General features: G+C 73.6%; 26 protein-coding genes. 12 read left to right on the forward strand and 14 right to left on the reverse strand.

All coding sequences use genetic code 11. The features are described from left to right. The 7 genes from V6V16_RS02145 to V6V16_RS02175 form a co-directional block, all read right to left on the reverse strand. Positions 1 to 746 (reverse strand): SigE family RNA polymerase sigma factor (locus V6V16_RS02145; RefSeq protein ID WP_334559007.1); only part of this gene is annotated, 746 nt, incomplete at its 3' end. A 102-nt stretch (positions 747 to 848) separates the two neighbouring features. Further along, positions 849 to 1,724 (reverse strand): PH domain-containing protein, encoded by an 876-nt coding sequence (locus tag V6V16_RS02150; protein ID WP_334559009.1) that lies wholly within the window; start codon positions 1,722 to 1,724, stop codon positions 849 to 851. Positions 1,725 to 1,730: 6 nt separating this feature from the next. Next, positions 1,731 to 1,889, reverse strand: coding sequence for a hypothetical protein (locus tag V6V16_RS02155; RefSeq protein WP_007455302.1), 159 nt, complete (start codon positions 1,887 to 1,889; stop codon positions 1,731 to 1,733). Positions 1,890 to 2,023: 134 nt separating this feature from the next. After that, positions 2,024 to 2,722 (reverse strand): DUF6758 family protein, encoded by a 699-nt coding sequence (locus V6V16_RS02160; RefSeq protein WP_334559011.1) that lies wholly within the window; start codon positions 2,720 to 2,722, stop codon positions 2,024 to 2,026. A 92-nt stretch (positions 2,723 to 2,814) separates the two neighbouring features. Continuing rightward, positions 2,815 to 3,438 (reverse strand): TrmH family RNA methyltransferase, encoded by a 624-nt coding sequence (locus tag V6V16_RS02165; protein ID WP_334559012.1) that lies wholly within the window; start codon positions 3,436 to 3,438, stop codon positions 2,815 to 2,817. 61 nt (positions 3,439 to 3,499) lie between these two features. Next, a complete protein-coding gene (locus V6V16_RS02170) occupies positions 3,500 to 4,027 on the reverse strand; it encodes a hypothetical protein (protein WP_334559013.1) in 528 nt (175 codons plus the stop codon). 61 nt (positions 4,028 to 4,088) lie between these two features. After that, positions 4,089 to 4,604 (reverse strand): MaoC family dehydratase, encoded by a 516-nt coding sequence (locus V6V16_RS02175; RefSeq protein WP_334559015.1) that lies wholly within the window; start codon positions 4,602 to 4,604, stop codon positions 4,089 to 4,091. 548 nt (positions 4,605 to 5,152) lie between these two features. Here V6V16_RS02175 and trxA point away from each other — a divergent pair. From trxA to V6V16_RS02190, 3 genes are all read left to right on the forward strand, one after another. Next, entirely contained in the window at positions 5,153 to 5,515 is a 363-nt protein-coding gene (trxA, locus tag V6V16_RS02180) for a thioredoxin (protein WP_334559017.1), read from the forward strand. Positions 5,516 to 5,651: 136 nt separating this feature from the next. After that, the gene (locus tag V6V16_RS02185; RefSeq protein WP_334559019.1) at positions 5,652 to 6,092 is read left to right on the forward strand and encodes a hypothetical protein; all 441 of its coding nucleotides are present in this window, start codon (positions 5,652 to 5,654) and stop codon (positions 6,090 to 6,092) included. Further along, a complete protein-coding gene (locus tag V6V16_RS02190) occupies positions 6,089 to 6,997 on the forward strand; it encodes an HTTM domain-containing protein (RefSeq protein ID WP_334559020.1) in 909 nt (302 codons plus the stop codon). The genes V6V16_RS02185 and V6V16_RS02190 overlap by 4 nt, the downstream gene beginning before the upstream one ends. On the opposite strand, the gene V6V16_RS02195 is transcribed toward V6V16_RS02190, so the two are convergent. Then, on the reverse strand, positions 6,961 to 7,380 hold the full coding sequence (locus V6V16_RS02195) for a thiol-disulfide oxidoreductase DCC family protein (RefSeq protein WP_334559021.1): 420 nt from the start codon (positions 7,378 to 7,380) through the stop codon (positions 6,961 to 6,963). The genes V6V16_RS02190 and V6V16_RS02195 overlap by 37 nt on opposite strands. Positions 7,381 to 7,482: 102 nt before the next feature. On the opposite strand from V6V16_RS02195, the gene V6V16_RS02200 reads away from it, so the two are divergent. Beyond that, on the forward strand, positions 7,483 to 8,529 hold the full coding sequence (locus V6V16_RS02200; protein ID WP_334559022.1) for an Rv2578c family radical SAM protein: 1,047 nt from the start codon (positions 7,483 to 7,485) through the stop codon (positions 8,527 to 8,529). A gap of 82 nt (positions 8,530 to 8,611) precedes the next feature. Next, a complete protein-coding gene (locus tag V6V16_RS02205; RefSeq protein WP_334559023.1) occupies positions 8,612 to 9,019 on the forward strand; it encodes a CoA-binding protein in 408 nt (135 codons plus the stop codon). A gap of 153 nt (positions 9,020 to 9,172) precedes the next feature. Here the strand turns inward: V6V16_RS02205 and V6V16_RS02210 are convergent, their stop codons facing one another. After that, positions 9,173 to 10,369: an acyl-CoA dehydrogenase family protein gene (locus V6V16_RS02210; protein ID WP_334559025.1), complete on the reverse strand. Its 1,197-nt coding sequence runs from the start codon at positions 10,367 to 10,369 to the stop codon at positions 9,173 to 9,175. A gap of 174 nt (positions 10,370 to 10,543) precedes the next feature. Here V6V16_RS02210 and V6V16_RS02215 point away from each other — a divergent pair, with 174 nt between their 5' ends. Next, positions 10,544 to 10,993 (forward strand): DUF4190 domain-containing protein, encoded by a 450-nt coding sequence (locus tag V6V16_RS02215; RefSeq protein WP_334559027.1) that lies wholly within the window; start codon positions 10,544 to 10,546, stop codon positions 10,991 to 10,993. A gap of 10 nt (positions 10,994 to 11,003) precedes the next feature. Here the strand turns inward: V6V16_RS02215 and V6V16_RS02220 are convergent, their stop codons facing one another. Further along, on the reverse strand, positions 11,004 to 11,909 hold the full coding sequence (locus V6V16_RS02220; protein WP_334559029.1) for an SDR family NAD(P)-dependent oxidoreductase: 906 nt from the start codon (positions 11,907 to 11,909) through the stop codon (positions 11,004 to 11,006). 121 nt (positions 11,910 to 12,030) lie between these two features. Between V6V16_RS02220 and V6V16_RS02225 the strand changes: the two genes are divergently transcribed. Next, positions 12,031 to 12,546 carry a DUF4190 domain-containing protein gene (locus V6V16_RS02225; protein WP_334559030.1) on the forward strand — a complete coding sequence of 172 codons (516 nt, stop codon included), beginning with the start codon at positions 12,031 to 12,033 and terminating at the stop codon, positions 12,544 to 12,546. Between the two features lie 52 nt (positions 12,547 to 12,598). Here V6V16_RS02225 and V6V16_RS02230 read toward each other — a convergent pair whose 3' ends face one another. Further along, a complete protein-coding gene (locus tag V6V16_RS02230) occupies positions 12,599 to 13,555 on the reverse strand; it encodes an HpcH/HpaI aldolase/citrate lyase family protein (protein ID WP_334559032.1) in 957 nt (318 codons plus the stop codon). A gap of 127 nt (positions 13,556 to 13,682) precedes the next feature. On the opposite strand from V6V16_RS02230, the gene V6V16_RS02235 reads away from it, so the two are divergent. Both V6V16_RS02235 and V6V16_RS02240 read left to right on the forward strand, forming a co-directional pair. Beyond that, positions 13,683 to 14,507 (forward strand): SDR family NAD(P)-dependent oxidoreductase, encoded by an 825-nt coding sequence (locus tag V6V16_RS02235; protein ID WP_334559034.1) that lies wholly within the window; start codon positions 13,683 to 13,685, stop codon positions 14,505 to 14,507. A 40-nt stretch (positions 14,508 to 14,547) separates the two neighbouring features. After that, entirely contained in the window at positions 14,548 to 15,291 is a 744-nt protein-coding gene (locus tag V6V16_RS02240; protein ID WP_334559036.1) for a GNAT family N-acetyltransferase, read from the forward strand. Between the two features lie 37 nt (positions 15,292 to 15,328). On the opposite strand, the gene V6V16_RS02245 is transcribed toward V6V16_RS02240, so the two are convergent. After that, positions 15,329 to 16,279 carry a DMT family transporter gene (locus V6V16_RS02245; protein WP_442934015.1) on the reverse strand — a complete coding sequence of 317 codons (951 nt, stop codon included), beginning with the start codon at positions 16,277 to 16,279 and terminating at the stop codon, positions 15,329 to 15,331. A 106-nt stretch (positions 16,280 to 16,385) separates the two neighbouring features. Here V6V16_RS02245 and V6V16_RS02250 point away from each other — a divergent pair, with 106 nt between their 5' ends. Next, positions 16,386 to 17,117, forward strand: coding sequence for an HAD family hydrolase (locus V6V16_RS02250; protein ID WP_334559040.1), 732 nt, complete (start codon positions 16,386 to 16,388; stop codon positions 17,115 to 17,117). A gap of 12 nt (positions 17,118 to 17,129) precedes the next feature. Here V6V16_RS02250 and V6V16_RS02255 read toward each other — a convergent pair whose 3' ends face one another. Next, positions 17,130 to 17,639 (reverse strand): hypothetical protein, encoded by a 510-nt coding sequence (locus V6V16_RS02255; RefSeq protein WP_334559041.1) that lies wholly within the window; start codon positions 17,637 to 17,639, stop codon positions 17,130 to 17,132. A 76-nt stretch (positions 17,640 to 17,715) separates the two neighbouring features. After that, a complete protein-coding gene (locus V6V16_RS02260; RefSeq protein WP_334559043.1) occupies positions 17,716 to 18,585 on the reverse strand; it encodes a PhzF family phenazine biosynthesis protein in 870 nt (289 codons plus the stop codon). A 33-nt stretch (positions 18,586 to 18,618) separates the two neighbouring features. Here V6V16_RS02260 and V6V16_RS02265 point away from each other — a divergent pair, with 33 nt between their 5' ends. Together V6V16_RS02265 and V6V16_RS02270 are read left to right on the forward strand one after the other, a co-directional pair. Beyond that, the gene (locus V6V16_RS02265; RefSeq protein ID WP_334559045.1) at positions 18,619 to 19,905 is read left to right on the forward strand and encodes a magnesium transporter MgtE N-terminal domain-containing protein; all 1,287 of its coding nucleotides are present in this window, start codon (positions 18,619 to 18,621) and stop codon (positions 19,903 to 19,905) included. After that, entirely contained in the window at positions 19,898 to 20,512 is a 615-nt protein-coding gene (locus V6V16_RS02270; RefSeq protein WP_334559047.1) for a DUF1003 domain-containing protein, read from the forward strand. The genes V6V16_RS02265 and V6V16_RS02270 overlap by 8 nt, the downstream gene beginning before the upstream one ends. The last annotated feature ends 107 nt before the right edge of the window (positions 20,513 to 20,619 follow it).

The following is a 20,619-nucleotide window of genomic DNA, read 5'->3' on the forward strand; positions in this document are numbered from 1 at the left end:
GGGGCCACGGGCACCGGCGCGGGGGCCGGTCCGCCCACCGGCGCGGGGGCCGGTCCGCCCGACCGCTGCGGCGCGGGGGCCGGCGGCGGGGCGTTCGTCGCCGCGACGACCGCCGCGGCGTCCTCCCCCACCACCATCGTGGGTGCCCGGTCGGCCGGCGGACGCGGCGCGGCGGCGGGCGCGGCCCGGCCGGTGCCCCGGTGCCGTTGCCGGGTCGGGTTCGGGTCGGCCTCGGACGGCAGGTCGAGGGCGGCCTCGGCGCCCATCCGGCGGCGCAGGGTGCCCAGGGCGCGCGAGGTCTGGCTCTTCACCGTGCCCGGTGAGATGCCCAGCATGGCGGCGGTCTGCGCCTCGGACATGTCCTCGTAGAAGCGCAGCACGAGCACCGCCCGCTGCCGACCGGGCAGCGCGCTCAGGTGGCGCCAGAGCAGGTCCCGGTCGAGCTGCTGCTCGATCTCGTCGACCGCGGCCCGCTCCGGCAGCACCTCGGTGGGGCGTTCACCGTGCCAGCGCCGGCGCCACCAGCTCGTCGAAGTATTGATCATGACTCGGCGGGCGTACGGCTCGATCGCCTCGATCCCGCCGAGCCGCTTCCAGGCCAGGTAGGTCTTGGTCAGCGCGGTCTGCAACAGGTCCTCGGCGGTGGCCCAGTCCCCGCTGAGCAGGTAGGCGGTGCGCAGCAGGGCGCTGGAGCGGGCCGCGACGAAGTCGCGGAACTCCTCCTCCAGGGGATCCCTGCTTGCCACCGGCCACCTCCGCACCCCGTCCTCCTGGGAGGTTGCCATGCCCGGGGCGCTCGGGGCGACGGCGAATGGTGCGTAGTTCCTCCGATGTTCGGACGAGAAGTCTCAGGCCCCGTCGTCGGCCTTGGCCTCGTCGGCCTCCTTGCCCAGCCGTGCCTCGACCGCCTGCGGCTCGTACATCTCCTCGACGACGCGCAGGTAGAGCTCGTTGGGGTTGGGCAGGTTCTTGATCTCTCGCAGCGCCTGCTCCTGGCCGGCGGACTCCAGCACGAACGTGCCGTAGTTGAGCGCCCGGCCGGTGGGGGTCTGCTCGTACTTCATGTCGGTGACCCGGACCAGCGGCATCATCGCGACCCGCCGGGTGATGATGCCGTTGACCACCATCACCCGCTTGTTGGTCAGGATGAAGCGGTCGTACCACCAGTCGGCGACCTTCCAGGCCACCCACCCCATCACGGCGAACCAGAGCAGCACGGCGATCGTGGTCAGCGCGCCCACGTCCTGCCCGGCGAGGAAGCCGGCTAGGTAGCCGAGCACGAAGGTCGCCGCGATGCCGATCAGCAGCGGGGTGGTGAGGTGGATCCAGTGCCGCTTCCACTCGCCCCGGTAGCGCTCGGTCGGGAAGAGGTAGCGCGCCACCAGCGAGCTGGGCTCGTCCTCCAGCGGAAGCACCCGGCGTGGCGCCATGCCGGCGGCGTCGGCCCGCAGGCCGATCAGCTCGTCCTCGGAGATCTGCGGCGGCTGGTAACCGGCTTCGGGGTCACGGACCCAGGCCCGGCCGGACCGCCCCTCGCCGGCGTACGCCGGGCCGTCGCCGAAGCCGACGTCGTCGGAGAGGGAGGGGCCGTCGGAGAGGCCCGGACCGGTGCCGTAGCCCGGCCCGTCGTCCGGGCCGACCCGGGGGATCGGCTCCGTGTCTCGGTCCCGGCGCTCCCGATCGGGGTCGTCGGGGTCGAAGGGTGGACCGGAGGGGCTTCCCATCGGCGGCTAGGCGACGAGACTGGTGAAGAAGTCGCCGAATCCCTGGGCGATGTCCATGATCCCTCCGCCCAGCGACTTGAACACGTCCGCCGCAGAATTTGGCCGATAGGCGACGAAGAAGATCAAGAATGCGATTCCGGCCCAGGTGAGGACCTTCTTGACCATGGCGGGCCATCCTCTCGCGCGGCGCCGGGTCCCATTACCGCAGCGGCACCCAGAGTATCAGTGTGGTGTCGTACAGTGAATATCTGCGTCCGTTCTCCGACAATCCGGGAGACTTGTCAAGCCCTGGGGGCCGGTCAAGCCTTCCCGTGCAGATACGGAGACGGTGCGCCGTACACGAGCTCGGGTGGAGTCCACTCGGTCAGGTCGTGCAGCACGACCTCTTCCGCGAGCAGATGACCCGCACTCGCCGGCCAGGCTATCGCATGGAGCCACAATCCCCGAGCCTCGCCGGCGTACGCGCTTCGATCCGTCGGCGAGTTCACGAGCCACAGTGGAGTGGGATGGCCGGCCACCCTGATCCTGGCCTGCCCGACGTGCTCCGGATGCCCCGGCCCGGGACCGGTCAGCGCCTCCGCGAGCTCCGGCCCCGGATCCGGGCCGGCCAGCCCGGCGAACCGGGTGCCCAGGCCGACGCCCGGCTCCTCGGCCACGAAGACCAGGTCGGCGGGACCACCGCCGAGCGGCTCGGGCCCGGCGCAGGCGACGGCGGTGGCGCGCACCCCGGTGCGGTCGTCCCCGGCGTACGCCACGCCGGTGACCGTCCAGCCCGTCGGGAGCGGCCACGGGCACCACAGTGGCGTCGCCGGGTGGTGCGGCGGCTCGGCGGCGGCGGCGATCCGTTCGACCACGCTGGCCACGATCTCGGCTCCGATGTGCTCGGGCACATGCAGCGGGGCAACCGGTCCGCAGGCCAGGCAGCGCGACTCGGTGTGCATCAGGTCCGGCGCCCGCACCGGTCCCCCACATCTCGGGCAACTCACCGCGACACTCACCGTCCTACCGTCGCCCTGTCGTGCCGCCCCGTCAAGCGGCGCGCCGGATCCGGTGCCGCTGCGGGGTGTCGTGGACGGGCGGCCGGGGGGGGTCAGCCGGGCGGCGGCCCGGCGTGCGCGCGGATCCAGGCGTGCATCGCGATGCCGCTGGCCACACCGGCGTTGATCGACCGGGTGGAGCCGTACTGGGCGATGGAGAAGAGCTGGTCGCAGGCGGCGCGCGCCGGCTCGGAGAGGCCGGGGCCCTCCTGCCCGAACAGCAGCACGCAGCGCCGGGGCAGGGTCGTGCTCTCCAGCGGCCGGGAGCCGGGCAGGTTGTCGATGCCGACGACCGGCAGCTCCCGTCCGGCCGCCCAGGCGACGAACTGCTCGATCGTCTCGTGGTGCCGGACGTGCTGGTAGCGGTCGGTCACCATCGCGCCGCGCCGGTTCCACCGCCGCCGGCCGACGACGTGCACCTCCGCGGCGAGGAACGCGTTGGCGTTGCGGACGACCGTGCCGATGTTGAAGTCGTGCTGCCAGTTCTCGATCGCCACGTGGAAGTCGTGCCGGCGCCGGTCCAGGTCGGCCACCACCGCCTCGCGCCGCCAGTAGCGGTAGCGGTCCACCACGTTGCGCCGGTCGCCCTCGGCGAGCAGTTGGGGGTCGTAGCGCGGGTCGTCCGGCGGGTCCCCCGGCCAGGGTCCCACGCCGACGTCGAGCTGGTCTCCGGTCACGGTCACGCAGGGTACGGCCCGGGCGCCCCGCCTCCGCCGCGGCCCCGCCGACCGCGGCGGGTCAGCGCAGCCCCAGCGCGCCGCCGAGCCGGTCGAGGAAGCGACGGTCGGCGGGGGGCGGCGGCACCGCCCGGGGGCCGGTCGCGGCAGCGGCACGGACCCGGGCCGCGATCGACTGGAGCCACTGCCGGTACGCGGCCGAGTCGGCGGGGTCGGCTCGCCGCCCCAGCACGCGCGTCGCGGCCCGGCAGGCGGCGAGCAGGTCCACCACGTCGGCGAGGCGCTCGACGACGTCGGTCGCGCCGTCGTGGCGGGCGTAGATGGCGGCGACCACCGCGCGTACGAGATCGCTGTCGAAGGCCCGGCCGGCCGCGACCGCGTCCAGGCCGGCGACCCCGGCGGCGACACCCTGGCGGGGCCGCCCGGGGCCGGGCGCGGCGGCGGCCACGATCACACGGCCGGGCAGGGTGGTGAGCAGATCCCACTCGGCGGCGGAGTAGACGGCGGTGGTCAGCGGTGCGGCGCGGCGGCCGGCAGAGGAGGGCTCTCCGGCGACGGAGTGGCTCATGGGAACCTCCGGCGCCAGCATATGCCCCGGATCGGGAAAAGGGCCCCTACCACCCGGAACCCGGACGAGAAGGGCCCGTCGCTCAGCGCGGTTCGGGGAAGCTGGGCCGCTCCGGGTCGACGCCCTCGGGGACCATGGTCGCCGCGTACTCCTTCTTCGGGACCATCACCCGGCGGCGGAACACGCACACCATGGTGCCGTCCTGGTTGTAGCCCCGGGTCTCGACGGAGACCACGCCCCGGTCGGGCTTGGAGGCGGACTCGCGCTTGTCCAGCACGGTGGTCTCGCCGTAGATCGTGTCCCCGTGGAAGGTCGGCGCCACGTGCCGCAGCGACTCGACCTCCAGGTTCGCGATCGCTTTGCCGCTGACGTCGGGGACCGACATGCCCAGCAGCAGCGAGTAGATGTAGTTGCCGACCACCACGTTCCGCTTGAACTGGCTCGCCGTGCCGGCGTAGTGCGCGTCTATGTGCAGCGGGTGGTGGTTCATGGTGAGCAGGCAGAAGAGGTGGTCGTCGTACTCGGTGACCGTCTTGCCGGGCCAGTGCCGGTAGACCGCGCCGACCTCGAACTCCTCGTAGTAGCGGCCGAACTGCATCCTTGTCCCCTTCGACGGGCGGCGACGGAGTTCGGCACAGCATGCCTTATGCGGTGTTAAGGCGAGGCGCGGGGCGCGAGGCGGGTGGATATGTCACAACACCGCGACCGGAGGGAGACGCAATGAGCGGCGGGGCCCTCCCCGGCACCCGCCGCCCACGCTCTGATGGGGAAGATTCTGCCCCACGGCGAGGCGGATCGAACAGAGACCGAGGTCACATTTATCTTTTTGTAACAATACTCTGCGTAACCGGGCGAGAGGGCTTCGGCGATCTCCGCACACCAGATAGTCGCTTGTCAAGCGCTTGATTGCGCAATTGCGGTGGCCAACCGGGCGGATCTTCCTGGAAACGCTCCCATCACGTCAGGTCACGCAAATGCGTCGTGCACTTGCGTGCCGCAACGGCCCGGGGCATCAGCCTTCATCGATGATCGGGACGCGCGTTCAGCGGCGTGACGAGCACGTTTCCGCCGAGCCGGAGCGGGAATTCCACGCGGTACGCCCTGGTTCCCCTAGACGTAGCTATTCCGCGCCGATCGGAGACTTTCATGGCAACCGTAGAGCTGACCACGGCAAACTTCGACGAGGTGACCGGCAGCGAGGGCATCGTGCTCGTCGACTTCTGGGCCGAGTGGTGCGGCCCGTGCAAGCGGTTCGCCCCGGTCTACGAGCGCTCCTCCGAGAAGCACTCCGACATCGTGTTCGGCAAGGTCGACACCGAGGCGCAGCAGGAGCTGGGCGCCAAGTTCGACATCCGGTCGATCCCCACCATCATGGCGATCCGCGACGGCGTCATCGTCTTCGCCCAGCCCGGCGCCCTCCCCGAGTCCGCCCTGGAGAACCTGATCGAGCAGGTCCAGGCCCTCGACATGGAGGACGTCCGCAAGAAGCTGGCCGAGCACAACCACTGAGCCGGCGCGCTCCACGACGGCCGGGCCCTGGTGGGCCCGGCCGTCGCGCGTGCACGCCCCCTGGCCCGCCGGGCAGCCGGGAGTGGCCGTCGGAGGGAGCCGGAACGGGCGGTACACCCCGTATCGTCACGACGCGATGGAAACGTTGACCACCCGCGGTCGCGCCACCCGGCTCGCCGCCACCGCCCTCGGCCTGGCCCTCCTGCTGGCCGGCACCGTCCGGGGCACCGACGACCACTTCCCGTTCGGCCCGTTCCGGATGTACTCGACCTCCAACCCGCCGAACTCCCCCGCCCCGGACACCCGGGTCGAGGGCGTCGACAGCACCGGAGCCGTCGTCGACCTGGGCGAGGGCGCCACCGGCATCCGCCGGGCCGAGATCGAGGGCCAGCAGGGCCGTTACGCCGCCGACCCCGCGCTGCTCTCCGAGGTCGCCGACGCGTACACCGAACGGCACCCGGGCGCGGCGGAGCTGGTCGAGGTCCGCATCGTCGTCCGCTGGCACGGCATCCGCGACGGGCGCCCCACCGGGCGCTGGAGCGACGAGACCGTCGTCGCCTGGCGGGCGGACCGGTGAGCCGCTGGTTGACCGAGCCCGTGCCGCGCGGCCGGGTGGCCGCCCTCCGAACGTTGATCTACCTCTTCGTCGCCGCCGACCTGGTCGTCTTCACGCCGTGGGTACGCACCCGGGTGGCGGTACCCGGCGAGCTCTACCAGCCGCTGCTCGTCGGCCGGGTGCTGCCGCTGCCCACGCCGACCCCCGCGCTGGTCGCCGTCATCTTCTGGGCCCTGCTGCTGCTCGCGCTGCTCGCCGCGACGGGCCGGGCGCCCCGCCTGCTCGGCTGGGCGGTCTTCGCGCTCTACTTCGAGTGGATGATAGTCGCGATGAGCTACGGCAAGGTCGACCACGACCGGTTCGGCCTGCTCGTCGCGCTGGCCGTGCTGCCCACCGCCGGGCGGGCCCGGCACGGCGACGCCACCCGCACCGAGGCGGGCGGCTGGGCCCTGCGGGTCACCCAGATCGCGGTCATCTGCACGTACTTCCTGGCCGCCTGGGCCAAGCTGCGCTTCGGCGGGCTCGACTGGCTGACCGGCTCGGTGCTGGCCCGGGCGATCCTCCGGCGTGGCACCGAGTTGGCCGACCTGATCGCCTCGGTGCCGTACCTGCTGATCGCCGCGCAGTTCGGCATCGTCGCCTTCGAGCTTTTCAGCCCGGTGGTCTTCCTGCTCAGGGAACGCTGGCGGCTGGCCACGGTGGGCTTCTTCTACTCGTTCCACCTGGTGACGGTCGCGACCATCACGATCTCGTTCGCCCCGCACCTGGCCGCGATGACCAGCTTCCTGCCGCTGGAGCGCGTCCGCCCGGTGGTCTGGGCACGCCGGCTGCTGGCGCGCCGCGGGCGGGGCGGCGGCCGGTCCGCCGGCGCGGCGCCGGCCCTCGCCGGTCAGGCGTCGGCGGCCGGGCGGCCGGACGGCCCGTAGAGGCGCTCCCGGGCCTCCTGGGGCAGCGCGCACGCGGCCGTGCCGCCGGGCAGCCGGTGCCGGTTGCGGGCCACCCAGCGGTACGCGGGCCAGGCCGCGGCGCGCACCGGCGGGAGCCCGAGGACGGCACCCGCGGCCCGCCAGAGCGGGGTGCTGTCACCGAGGAGCCGGGCGATCGCGTCCGGGCCGGCGGCCCGGGAACCGTCGGCGCCGACCCACTGCACCGCCTCCTCGCACGCGGCCTCGCTCAGCCCGAGCGCGTCGAGGTCGGCGAACTGCCACGGCACCACCCGGACGCCGGTCGGGACGCGCCGGTCGATGAACTCGGCGCACCGGGTGCAGAACGCGCAGTCCCCGTCGTAGACGAACGTCGACCTCTCCATGCCTCCATCCTCCACGCCGCCGCCCACCGCCGGGAGACGAGGTGGGCGGGAACACGGCGGGTCCCCTTGCGCGTCACTCGTACGCATGTTCGAATGGTGGCCATGCGCTGGGAGAACCTCGCCGCTCCCCCGGACGAGGGGATTCCCGGGCGGGCAGCGCCAGCGACGCCACCCCTGCCGCTGGCGCTGCCCGGCGCGGTCGCCCGCACCTTCGACACGCCGGGCTTCGCCGGCATGACGTTCTACGAGATCCAGGCCAAGTCGATCATCAACCGGGTGCCCGGCGCCTCGCGCGTGCCGTTCGAGTGGACGATCAACCCGTACCGGGGTTGCTCCCATGCCTGCCGCTACTGCTTCGCGAGAAATTCTCACACCTATCTGGATCTCGACGCCGGGGCGGACTTCGACCGGAAGGTGATCGTCAAGGTCAACGCGGGTGAGCTGGTCCGGCGGGAGCTGGCCGCGCCGCGCTGGCGGGGCGCGCCCGTCGCGATGGGCACCAACGTCGACTGCTACCAGCGCGCCGAGGGGCGCTACGAGCTCATGCCGCAGATCATCGCGGCGCTGCGCGACTTCGCCAACCCGTTCTCGATCCTCACCAAGGGCACCCTGATCCTGCGGGACCTGCCGCTGCTACGCCAGGCCGCCGAGGTCACCCGGGTCGGTCTCTCCTTCTCGGTGGGCTTCGTCGACGAGCGGCTCTGGCGGGCGGTCGAGCCGGGCACCCCCAGCCCGAGGCGGCGGCTCGACGCGGTGCGGGCGCTGACCGACGCCGGCTTCGAGGTCGGGGTGCTGATGGCGCCGATCCTGCCCGGGCTCAGCGACGACGAGGGCTCGATCGACGACACCGTGGCGGCGATCGCCGCCGCCGGGGCGGCCAGCGTCACCCCGCTGGCACTGCACCTGCGGCCCGGGGCCCGGGAGTGGTACGCACGCTGGGTCGGCCGCGGGTTTCCGCACCTGGTCCCCCGCTACCGCGAGCTCTACCGCTCCGGCGCCTACGCCCCGCAGTCCTACCAGCGGGAGCTGACGGCGAGGGTGCGGATCGCGGCCCGCCGGCACGGGCTGCACCGGGGCGAGCGCGGCGACGACCGCCGGCCGGAGCCTCCGCCCGCCCCGCCGGCCGCCGAGCAGCTCAGTCTGCTCTAGACGGTCCGGTTGCCGCCGTGGCCCTGCGGGCCGCGCCGCGCGCTCCCCGGCGGGAGCCGGGCGTCGGGGTTAGAGTCGGCGGGTGCGTTCCGCCCAGCAGATCCTCGCCGACTCCGCCGTGATCGCCGTCGTGGGCGCGTCCCGCGACCCGCGCAAGGCCGCGCACAGCGTGCCGGCACAGATGCAGCGGTACGGCTGGCGGATCATCCCGGTCAACCCGACGGCCGACGAACTCTTCGGCGAGCGGGTCTACCGGTCGCTGGCCGACATCCCGCACCCGGTCGATCTCGTCGACGTCTTCCGTCCGGCGCACGACGCGGTCGACGTGGTGCGCGAGGCGGTGGCGATCGGCGCGCCGGCGGTCTGGTTGCAGCTCGGCATCGTCTCGGCCGAGGCGCGGCGGATCGCCACGGAGGCGGGCATCGACTACGTCGAGGACCGCTGCCTGATCGTCGAGCGCGCCGCCGCCGGCCTGACCCGCCTGGGCTGAGCGGGCGCACGGGTAGCGGACGCAGGGCGGGCCGCGCGGTGGGGGTCGGCCCCGGGCCGCGCCGTCGGGCTGATGTCGCGGACGATTCACGCCCGCAGCGTCCGTCGACGTCGTGGACGACTCAGCCCGACAGGCGCCGGCGCGGCGTACTCCTCAGAGCTTGTACTCCTTGAGCAGCCCCCGGGAGATGATGGTCTTCTGGATCTCGGAGGTGCCCTCGCCGATGAGCAGGAACGGGGCCTCCCGCATCAGCCGCTCGATCTCGTACTCCTTGGAGTAGCCGTAGCCGCCGTGGATGCGGAACGACTCCTGGACGACCTCGGCGCAGTATTCCGACGCGAGCAGCTTGGCCATGCCGGCCTCGACGTCGTTGCGCTGGCCGGCGTCCTTGAGCCGGGCGGCGTTGACCATGAGCGCGTGGGCCGCCTCGATCTTGGTGCCCATCTCGGCGAGCTTGAAGGCGACGGCCTGGTGCTTCGCGAGCGGCTGGCCGAAGGTGCGGCGCTGCTGGGCGTACGCGACGGCGAGTTCGAAGGCGCGCAGGGAGATACCGCAGGCGCGGGCGGCCACGTTGACCCGGCCGACCTCGATGCCGTCCATCATCTGGTAGAAGCCGCGGCCGACCTTCTCCGCGCCGCCGAGGACGGCCGACTCGGGGACGGTCACGCCGTCGAGCACCATCTCGGTGGTCTCGACGCCCTTGTAGCCCATCTTGTCGATCTTGCCGGGGATGGTCAGACCGGGCGCGGTCTCGCCGAAGCCGGGCTCCTTCTCCAGCAGGAAGGTGCTCATGTTGCCGTAGACGGAGTCCGCGCCGGTGTCGGTCCTGACCAGGGTGGCCACCACCGAGGAGTAGGCCCCGTTGGTCAGCCACATCTTCTGGCCGTTGATGACGTACCGGTCGCCGTCGCGCACGGCCTTCGACTTGATCGCGGAGACGTCGGAGCCGCACTCCGGCTCGGACATCGAGAAGGCGCCGCGCACCTCGCCGGTCGCCATCTTCGGCAGCAGCCTTGCCTTCTGCTCGGCGGAGCCGTGCTGGGAGATCAGGTACGCGACGATGAAGTGGGTGTTGACGATCCCGGAGATCGACATCCAGCCCCGGGACAGTTCCTCGACGACCAGGGCGTAGGTCAGCAGGGACTCGCCGAGCCCGCCGTACTCCTCGTCGACGGTGAGGCCGAAGAGCCCCATCTCGCGCATGCCGTCGACGATGCCGCTCGGGTACTCGTCGGCGTGCTCCAGCCGCTGCGCGTGCGGGATGATCTCCCTGTCGGCGAACTCCCGGACGGTCTCCAGGATCGACCGCTGCACATCGGTCAGGCCGGGCGTCTGAGCGAGTCGGGCCATCTCAACCTCCGGGTGGTCGGCGCCTTACTCATCGGTAACTGAACGCTCGGTCAGTATCTGCCGCGCGCCGGTCGCGGCCAAGGTGACCAGTCCACACAACCGCTGTGAAAAGGTTCACCGCTGCGGGTAGCGTCCGGCAGGAGGGACGCGATCCGTCACCGGCAGGAGGAGACCGTGACCCAGCCACCGCCGCCGGGCCCGCCCGATCCGGACCGTCCGCTCTCGCCCTGGGAGCCCCCGCCGGAACACGGCCCGTCGAGGCCGGAGCCGTTCCCGTACGGGCAGCCCGGCGAGCCGCCGCCCGGGCAGCAGTGGGGGCACCAGCCCCCGTACACCCCGCAGGTGCCCTACGGGCAGTACGGCCCGCCGTCCGGTCACCGGCCCGCCGGCGGGACCAACGTGCTGGCCATCCTCTCGCTGGTCTTCGCGTTCGTCTTCTCCCCGGCCGGCATCGTCCTCGGGCACCTGGCCAAGCGGCAGATCCGCACCACCGGCGAGGAGGGCGACCAGCTCGCGACGTGGGGGCTCGTCCTCGGCTACGCGATCACCGGGCTCGGCGTGCTGGCCTGCTGCGGCTGGATCGCTCTGATCGCCGTCGCCGGCAACAACGGCCCCAACTACTGAGCGGCCGGAGTCAGCGGAACTGGGCCTCCCGAACGCTGTTGCCACCGTCGACCACCAGCATCTGCCCCGTGATGTACGAGGCGGCCGGCGAGCAGAGGAAGGTGATTGCTGCGGCCACCTCGTCCGGCGTGCCGGGGCGGCCGACCGGGGTGCCCAGGCCCTGCCTGATCTCCGCGACCGTGGAGGCCGCGGTGTGGATGGTGCCGGGCGCCACCGCGTTGACGGTCACCCCGTCGGCGATCATCTCCATCGCCAGCGCCCGGGTCAGCCCGACCACGCCCGCCTTCGCCGCCGCGTAGGCCGCCTCCGTCGGCAGGGCGTTGACGGGCCCGGCGGTGGCCGACAGGTTGACGATGCGGCCCCAGCCCCGCTCGGCCATGCCGCCGATGAAGGCCCGGCTGCACAGGAACGCGGTGGTCAGGTTCCGGTCGATCTCGCCGTGCCACTCGTCGTAGCTGAGCTGGGCGACCGGGCGAAGCACCTCGGGGCTGGCCCGGCTCGCCAGCCCCGCGTTGTTGACCAGCACCTCCACGTCGCCGAGCTGCTCGGCGACGGCGTCGGCGAGCGCGCCCACCTCCGCCTCGTCGGTGAGGTCGGCGACGAACCCGGTCACGCCCAGCTCGCCGGCCCGCTCGTGGATGCGCCGGGTGGTGGAGACGATGGCCACCCGGGCGCCGAGGTCGGCCAGCCGCCGGGCCGTCGCGTACCCGATGCCGTCCGGGCTGCCCGCGCCGGTGACCAGGGCGACCTTCCCGTCGAGGCGCATGGTCACCGGGTCCGGCAGCGGCGCCGGCTCGTCGGTGCCGGCGCCGCCCGCCGGGGCGGCGGCGCGGCTGCGCCGGGCCTGGCCCGGGCGGCTCACGTCCCGTCTCGGTCGGCTGCCGGAGCGGTCCGCGGCTCGCGCGTCAATCACCATGCCAGGATCCTGCCCGCTTCCCGGGGCCCGGGCAACGCGGCACACCCGGTGACGAGGCCCCCGGGTTTCGCCGGGGCTGGCTACCCTGACGGGCGCACCCCGGACCAGACGGAGCTGACGAATGACATACCCCCCGCCCTCCGGCGGCTGGAACGACCCGGCGTGGTCGGGCCAGCAGTCGAGCCCACCCGCCGACCCCGCCCTCCCGGTGAGCGGTCAGCCCATCCCCGGCCAACCCGCCGGCGTCGACCCGTACGCGCCGGAGGACCCGTACGCGGGCGGCGACCCGTACGCCGGGATGAAGCAGCACCCCGGGCAGCCCGCCGCCTACCCGCCGGTCGCCCACCCGGGCTACGGCTACGCCCCGTCGGCGAGGACCAACGGCCTCGCCATCGCCGCGCTCGTGCTCTCCCTGATCGGCTTCACGTCCTGCATCACCGGGCCGATCGGCGCGATCCTCGGCCACGTCGCGCAGAAACAGATCCGGCAGACCGGCGAGGGCGGCGAGGGCCTGGCGAAGGCCGCCATCATCGTCGGCTGGGTCGTCACCGGCCTGCTCGTGCTGTTGATCCTCTTCTACGTGGCGATCTTCGTCTTCGCGATCACCCAGTCCGGCTCGGGCAGCACCACCTACTGACGCCGCCGTGCCGCCCCGGCGGACCGGGGCGGCACGGGTCGTCGGCGTCGGGCTACCCGGCGGGCGGGGTGAAGGACGACGTGCGGGTCATGCCGGCCGCCCGCCCCTTCGCCGCGATCACCAGCGCCATCTTGCGGGACGCCTCGTCGATCATCTCGTCGCCGAGCATCACCGCGCCGAGCCGGCCGCCCGCCTCGGACGTGTAGTGCTCGTACGCGTCGAGGATCAGCTCGGCGTGGTCGTAGTCGGCCTGGGCCGGCGAGTAGACCTCGTTCGCGGCGTCGATCTGGCCCGGGTGCAGCACCCACTTGCCGTCGAAGCCGAGCGCCGCCGAGCGCCCGGCCACCTCGCGGAACGCGTCCACGTCGCGGATCTGCAGGAACGGGCCGTCGATGGCCTGCTTGTCGTGCATCCGGGCGGCCATCAGGATGCGCATCAGGATGTAGTGGTAGGGATCGCCCGGGTAGTCCGGGATGAGCGCCCCGACCACCAGCGACCTCATGTTGATCGACGCCATGAAGTCGGCCGGCCCGAAGATGATGGTCTCGACCCGGGGCGAGGCCGCCGCGATGGCGTCCACGTTGACCAGCCCGGCCGCGTTCTCGATCTGCGCCTCGATGCCGATCCGGCCGACCTCCAGGCCGAGCGTCTTCTCCAGCTGGGTCAGCGTCATGTCGAGCCACTGCACCTGGGCCGCGTTCTGCACCTTCGGCAGCATGACGCAGTCGAGGTTGGGGCCGGCGCCCTCCACGATGTCGATGACGTCCCGGTAGGTCCAGGGCGTCGTCAGGTCGTTGACCCGGACCACCCGGGTCTTGCCCGACCAGTCGCCCTCGTTGAGCGCCGCGACGATGTTCTTCCGGGCGTCGGGCTTCGCCAGCGGGGCGACGGCGTCCTCCAGGTCGAGGAATACCTGGTCGGCCGGGAGGCCCTGGGCCTTGCCGAGCATCTTGACGCTGGAGCCCGGTACCGCGAGGCAGGACCGGCGGGGGCGACCGACAGCGGCCATGGATGCGCTCCTTCCAGCGTGCGGCGCGCACGCCGACGTCAGCTGACGAGAATGCGAGGGCTCGACGATCCCAAGGGTCTTTGTGACGCCACGGTAACCTCGTGCCGTGACCGGGGTGAATGGACCTGTGGAAGATCTCACTGGACGCCGACTCGTGGTGGTGACGGGGGCCAGTTCGGGCATCGGCCTGGCGGCCGCCGTCGACCTGGCGCGCCGCGGTGACCAGGTGGTACTGGTCGGCCGGGACCCGGCGCGGCTCCAGGCCGCGGCCGAACAGGTCCGGGAGGCGTCCGGCGAACGGCCTGAGCTGTTCCGCGCCGACTTCGCGGTGCTCGACGACGTGCGCCGGCTGGCCGGCAAGCTGCGCGAGGCGTACGACCGCATCGACGTGCTCGCCAACAACGCCGGGGCGATCGTGCTCCAGCCGCTCACCACGGTCGACGGCTTCGAACTGTCGATCCAGGCCAACCACCTCGCCCCGTTCCTGCTCAGCAACCTGCTGAAGGACCGGATCGGCCGGATGGTGGTGACCGCCTCCGGGGCGCACCGCAGCGGCGTGCTCGACCCGGCCGACCTGAACGCCGCGCTGCGCCGCTACCGGCCCATCCAGGCGTACGGCACCAGCAAGCAGGCGAACATCCTGTTCGCCGCCGAGGCGGCCCGCCGCTGGCCGGAGATCCCCGCGTACTCCTTCCACCCCGGGGTGGTCCGCAGCCGGTTCGGCAACGACAGCCGGCTGGTCGCGCTGGGCATGCGGTTCCTGCCGTTCCGCAGTCCGGAGAAGGGCGCCGAGACGCTGGTCTGGCTGGCCAACCAGGACCCGGCGCGGCTGGTGACGGGCGGCTACTACGCCGACCGCCGACCGCGCCGGCCACTGCGCAAGGCCGCCGACCCGCAGCTCGCCGCCCGGCTCTGGACGGCCAGCGCCGACGCGGTCGGCGTCGCCGGATAGCGGTGTCGCCGGTGGCCGGGGCGCTGCGATACTCCGCCCCATGACGACCACGGGGAACGACGGCGGCGCCACCCTGCGCGTGCTCGGCAGGGACGAGGAGCTCCAGGCCCGGCTCGACGCCGAGCTGACCACCTTCAACAACCGGGCCACCGGCGCGACGGACGAGGCCGTCCTCTCCGTCCGGGTCGACGACGCCGACGGCGAGCTGGTGGCCGGCCTGACCGGATGGACCTGGGGCGGCTGCGCCGGGATCAACATGGTCTGGGTGCGCGAGGAGCGCCGCGCCGAGGGCTGGGGCGGCCGGCTGCTGCGCGCCGCCGAGGAGGAGGCCCGGCGGCGCGGCTGCACGGAGATCTCGGTCTCCTCACTGTCGTTCCAGGCGCCGGGGTTCTACCGCCGGCACGGCTACCTCGACACCGGGCACCGGGAGGGCATCCCCGGCGGCCACGTCGACCACCACTTCTTCAAGTCGCTGGTCACCGACCCGGCCGCCGCCGTACGCCTGGTGGCGCTGGTGGAGCTGGCCGCGCACGCGGTCGAGGCCGGCCGACGGTACGAGGACACGGTGCTCGGCCTGCTCCGCCGGCACGGCGGGCGGCTGGAGCGCCGGCAGCGCACCGGCGACGGGCGGACGGAGGTGCACCTGATCCGTTTCGACACCCGCGACGGCTACGCCGGCTTCCTGGCCGACCCGCAGCGGGCGGCGCTGCGGGACGAGCTGGGCGACGCCGCCCCGACCGCCCGGGTGCTGGAGGTGCACGAGGTGACCGCGGACGGCAGGTAGCGGCGGACGGCCCGGTCGGAGCGGCCGGCCGCGCGCCTCAGTCGCCCGGCGGGGCGGCGTCGGCGGGGACGGCGGTGGAGAGCGGCCGGGCCCGGCGGGCGCCGCCGAGCACCACCACCGCGACGCCGGAGAGCAGCAGCGCCAGCCCGAGCAGCGCGGTCACCCCGGGCAGCTGCCCCAGCCAGGCCCAACCGATCAGGGCCGCGCCCGGGGCCTCCAGCAGGGCCAGCACGCTGACCGTGGTCGCCGAGACCTTCTTCAAAGCGAAGTTGAACATCGAGTGCCCGAGCAGTTGGGCGCCGGCGACCAGGGCCAGCACCACGAGCCAGGTGTCGGTGTCGAACCCGGTCAGCGGCACCCGGCCGACCAGGCAGACCACGAGCAGCAGCAGCGCGCAGACCCCGTAGCAGATGGTGGTGTAGGTGGTGGTACTGATCGTCGTGCGGGCCCGCTCACCCAGCGCGGTGTAGACCGCCGCGAACATGCCCCCGGCCACCGCCAGCAGGTCGCCGGCCACGGCCCGGCCGGAGACGGCGAAGTCGGCCCCGGTCGCCACGCCGGCACCCGCGACCGCCACCGCGATGCCGACCCACACGGCGCCCGGCAGCCGGCGGCCCTGGGCCCGGGCGATCAGCCCCTGCCAGACCGGTTGGGTGGCGCAGAGCGCGGTCGCCGCCGCGACCGAGGTGAGCTTGGCGCTCGGCATCCAGGTGGCGAAGTGCGCGGCGAGCGCCACCCCCGACAGCACGCAGTAGACCCCCTCCCGGCGGCCCGCGCCGACCCGCAGCGAGCGGAACTCGGCGCGTCGCCGGGTCGCCGAGAACGGGCCGAGCACGGCGACCGAGAGCAGGTTGCGCCAGAACGCGACGGCCAGCGCCGGCGCCGCCGCGAAGGCCACCAGCGGCGCGGAGGACGAGACGGCGACGACGGCCAGCACGAGCGCCCCGGTGGTCACCGGGTCGAACGGGCGGCGCGGTACGGGGGACACGGGGAGCAATCCTCACACGGGCACGGCCACCACGTAACGTCAGCACTCCGTTACGATCATGCTTGTCCGCGCCGGCGATTCCCCTACCGCCCGGAGGCGCTCCCCCATGCCCACGTACCAGGCGGTGCTGTTCGACTTCTTCGGCACGTTGAGCCGTTCCGTCCAGCGGGGCGCGGCCCACCGGTCGACCGCCGAGCTGCTCGGATGTCCGCCGAGCACGCTCGTCGACGTGCTCGACCGCACCTTCTACGAACGCGCCTGCGGGCGGCTCGGCAACGCCGAGGCGACCCTGCGCTGGGTCTGCGAGCAGGCCGGCGTACGCCCCTCGGACGACGCGGTCCGCTCGGCGGTCGCCTCCCGCCACCGGGCCATCCGCGCCGACACCCGGCTGCGTGAGGAGGCGGTGCCCACGCTGGCCGCGCTGCGCCGCCTCGGCCTGCGCACCGGGGTGATCAGCGACTGCACGCACGAGCTGCCCGCGTTCCTGCCGCAGTTGCCGATCGACCCGCTGCTCGACGTGCGGGTCTTCTCCGTGCAGGTGGGCAGCTGCAAGCCGGACCCGGCGCTCTACCAGGCGGCGTGCCGGCGGCTCGACCTGGCCCCGGCGGACTGCCTCTACGTCGGCGACGGCGGCAGCCAGGAACTGACCGGGGCGGAGCGGGCCGGGATGACCGCCGTACGGCTGGCCGCGCCGGACCTGGCCGGGCACATGGTGTTCAACGCCGACGCCGGCTGGATCGGGCCGGTGCTGCGCTCGCTGGACGAGGTGGTCGACCTGGTGCGGGCGGCGGCGGTGCCGGCGGGCCCGCAACTGCCGGCCGCCTGCGGCTCCCGCTGACCCCGGCCCGCCTCAGCGGCGACGGACCCGGTGCAGCCGGAACGGCTTCCGGGTCGCCCGGGCCGCCGGCGTCTCGCGTGGCACCTCGGCCAGCGAGTCCGCGGGCAGCGCGGCACCGGCGACGGGCTCACCGGCCGGGGCCAGCCGGTTGATCGCGCAGCCGTCGGCCGCCCAGCGTTCGACGAGTTCGGCGGCGGAGCCGGACGCGTTCAGCCGCTTCGCGGCCACCAACGGCGCGGTCGTCTCCCAGTGCTCGGTCCCCGGTGCCAGGCGGCTCACCCGGGCCGGCCAGGAGACGATCCGCCCGCCGTGGTCGCCGCGCAAGGTGACCTGGGCGTCGGTGGCGTCGGCGAGGCCGGGTGCGGACTGCTCCCCCGGGCCGCTGACCACGAAGAGCGCCCCCTCCAGCGGTACGCACCACAGCCCGAGCGCCGGGCCGCCGGGCACGCTCACCCAGGCCACCGCCGCCTTCTTCATCGCCTCGTCGACCAGCGGCGTGCTGGTCCGGTCCGCGTCGGTCACCCCGGCATCCTCCCGCACCCGGGCCGGTTCCGTCAGCGCCGCCCGCCCACCGGCCGGTCCCGGTCCCCTCGGCGGGTCAGCCGACGAACGGGGGGACCGTGATCTCGCCCCGGGCGACCGGCATCACCTGGCCGGTCACGGTGGCGCCCACCGCCTGGCCGCCGGCGGCCGTCACCGTGCAGGCCAGCAGCGACGGACGGCCGATCTCGACGCCCTGGTGCACGGTGTACCGCGCGTGCCCGTCGCCCGGCAGCAGACCGCTGGCGACCAGCCACACCCCGAGCCCCAGGGCCGCCGAGCCGGTGGCCGGGTCCTCCGGGACGCCGAGCCCGGGGACGAAGACCCGGGCGTGCGCGGTTTGGACGGCGGCGTCCCAGGAGAAGACGCTGACGTGCTCGACGCCGTACCGCTCCGCCGCCGCCGCGTTGACCCGCGCCCGGGCCACCGCCTCCGGGCGGACCGGGAGGTAGGGGAACTCCAGCCCGCAGCCGGCCACCCGGGGGGCCGGGCCGACGTGGTCGTCCGCGCTGAGCCCGGCCATCTCCAGCAGCGGCTCCGGGTCGAGCTCGGGACCGAGGGTGGGGAGGCCGCCCGTGAGCGTCGCCCCGGTGGCGGTCACCTCGACGGGGAGCACGCCGGCCCCGCACTCCTGAGTGACCTGCCCCACATCGAACAGGCCCCGGCGGCGGGCGGTCACCGCCGCGCCGACGCTGGGATGGCCGGCGAAGGGCAGCTCCTCGACCGGGGTGAAGATGCGGGCCCGGTAGGTGGCGCCGGCCCGGGTGGGCGGGAGCACGAACACCGTCTCGGAGAGGTTGAACTCCAGCGCGAGCGCCTGCATCTGCTCGGTGGCCAGCCCTTCGGCGCCGAACACCACCGCCAGCGGGTTGCCGGCGAACGGGCGGTCGGTGAAGACGTCCACGATCTCGTAGGCCAGGGTCGACATGTTGTTAGACACTAGGCGCTTAGGCTGGTGCCCGTGAGCACGCCGACCCGGGTCTACCTCGCCCGGCTCGCCGGAGTCGCCGTCTTCGATCCCAACGGTGACCAGGTGGGCCGGGTCCGCGACGCCGTGGCCCGGCTGCGGCCGACGCAACGCCCGCCCGAGGTGATCGGGCTGGTCGCCGAGATGCCGATGCGGCGGCGGATCTTCCTGTCGCTGAACCGGATCACCTCCATCGACGCCGACGCGGTCGTGCTCGGCAGCGGCACGCTCAACCTGCGGCGCTTCGAGAAGCGTCCGAACGAGCTGCTCGTGCTCCAGGAACTGCTCGACCGGCGGGTGCAGGTCGACCCCGGCGCGCAGCCCGGCTCGGTGGTCGACGTGGCGATGGAGTGCAGCCGGGGCGGGGAGTGGTCGCTGGCCCGGGTCGCCGTACGCGAGCAGACCGGCCGGCTGACCCGTCGGGGGCACCTGCAACAGGTCGAGTGGGAGCGGGTACGCGGGCTGAGCGGGATCGCCGACAGCAGGGGCACCGCCAACCTGCTCGCGGTCCTGGAGGACATGCGCCCGGCCGACCTCGCCAACGCCCTGCAGGACCTCCCCGACGCCCGGCGCAACGAGGTCGCCGCCGCCCTCGACGACGAACGCCTGGCGGACGTGCTCAGCGAGCTGCCCGAGCACGACCAGGTGGAGATCCTGGCGGCGCTGGACCGGGAGCGGGCCGCCGACGTGCTGGAGGAGATGGACCCGGACGACGCGGCCGACCTGCTCAGCGAGCTGCCGCCGCCCGAGCAGGACGTGCTGCTCGACCTGATGCAGCCGGACGAGGCCGATCCGGTGCGTCAGCTGCTCAAGTACACGCCGGGCACGGCGGGCAGCGTGATGACCTCCGAGCCGGTCATCCTGCCCCCGGACGCCACGGTCGCCGAGGCGCTGGCCCGGATCCGGGAACCGCAGCTCTCGCCCGCGATCGCCGCGCAGGTCTTCGTGACCCGGGCGCCGATGACCACGCCCACCGGCCGCTACCTCGGCATGGTGCACTTCCAGCGGCTGCTGCGTGAGCCGCCGGCCGACCTGCTCGGCGGCATCGTGGTCAACGACATCGACCCGCTGCGGCCAACCACCCCGCTGCCGGAGATCACCCGCCGGATGGCCACGTACGACCTGGTCGCCATGCCGGTGATCGACCGCAGCAACCGGCTGGTCGGCGCGGTCACGGTCGACGACGTGCTCGACCACCTCCTGCCCCGCGACTGGCGGGACCGGGACGCCGCCGAGAGCCCGGCCACCGCCGGGCCGACCCTGGACGGCGTGGATGGCTGAGCAGCGGCGGGCGCAGCGGCTCGACCAGCCGCGCGAGCCCCGGGGCGTCAAGCTGCCCCGGTTCGACCCGGAGGCGTTCGGCCGGTGGTCCGAGGGGATCGCCCGGGGGATGGGCACCGCGAACTTCATCGTCTACATGACGATCGTCATCGCGCTGTGGTTCGCCTGGAACACCCTGGCCCCGGCGCCCCTGCGCTTCGACCCGTACACCTTCACGTTCCTGACCCTGGTGCTCTCCCTCCAGGCCAGCTACGCGGCCCCGCTGATCCTGCTGGCCCAGAACCGCCAGGCCGACCGGGACCGGGTCTCCCTGGAGGAGGACCGGCGGCGGGCGACCATGCAGAAGGCCGACACGGAGTACCTGACCCGGGAGATCGCCGCGCTGCGCAACGCGATGGGCGAGGTGGCCACCCGGGACTTCCTCCGCTCGGAACTGGCCCGGCTGGCCGAGGAGCTGGACGAGGCGGGCCGGCGCCGGCAGCGGCTGGAGCGCCGGCAGCAGGAGAAGATCCCGCAGCACGGCGACGGGCTGGAGGAGCCCCGCGACGAGCTGGACGGCGACCTCGCCCCCGACCGCCGGCCCGAGGGGCGCGAGTCGGGGGCCTGAGCGGCGGGGCCGGGGGCAGCGGGCCCGAGGTCCGGGTGGTCGGGCCGGCAGAGCGCTCGCCCCACGCCGCCGGGCGGCGGTCGGGCCACGCGGAACGTCCCGATTCG

Origin of the sequence: Micromonospora sp. CPCC 205561 (assembly GCF_036906775.1) — a bacterium.
GTDB lineage: Bacteria > Actinomycetota > Actinomycetes > Mycobacteriales > Micromonosporaceae > Micromonospora.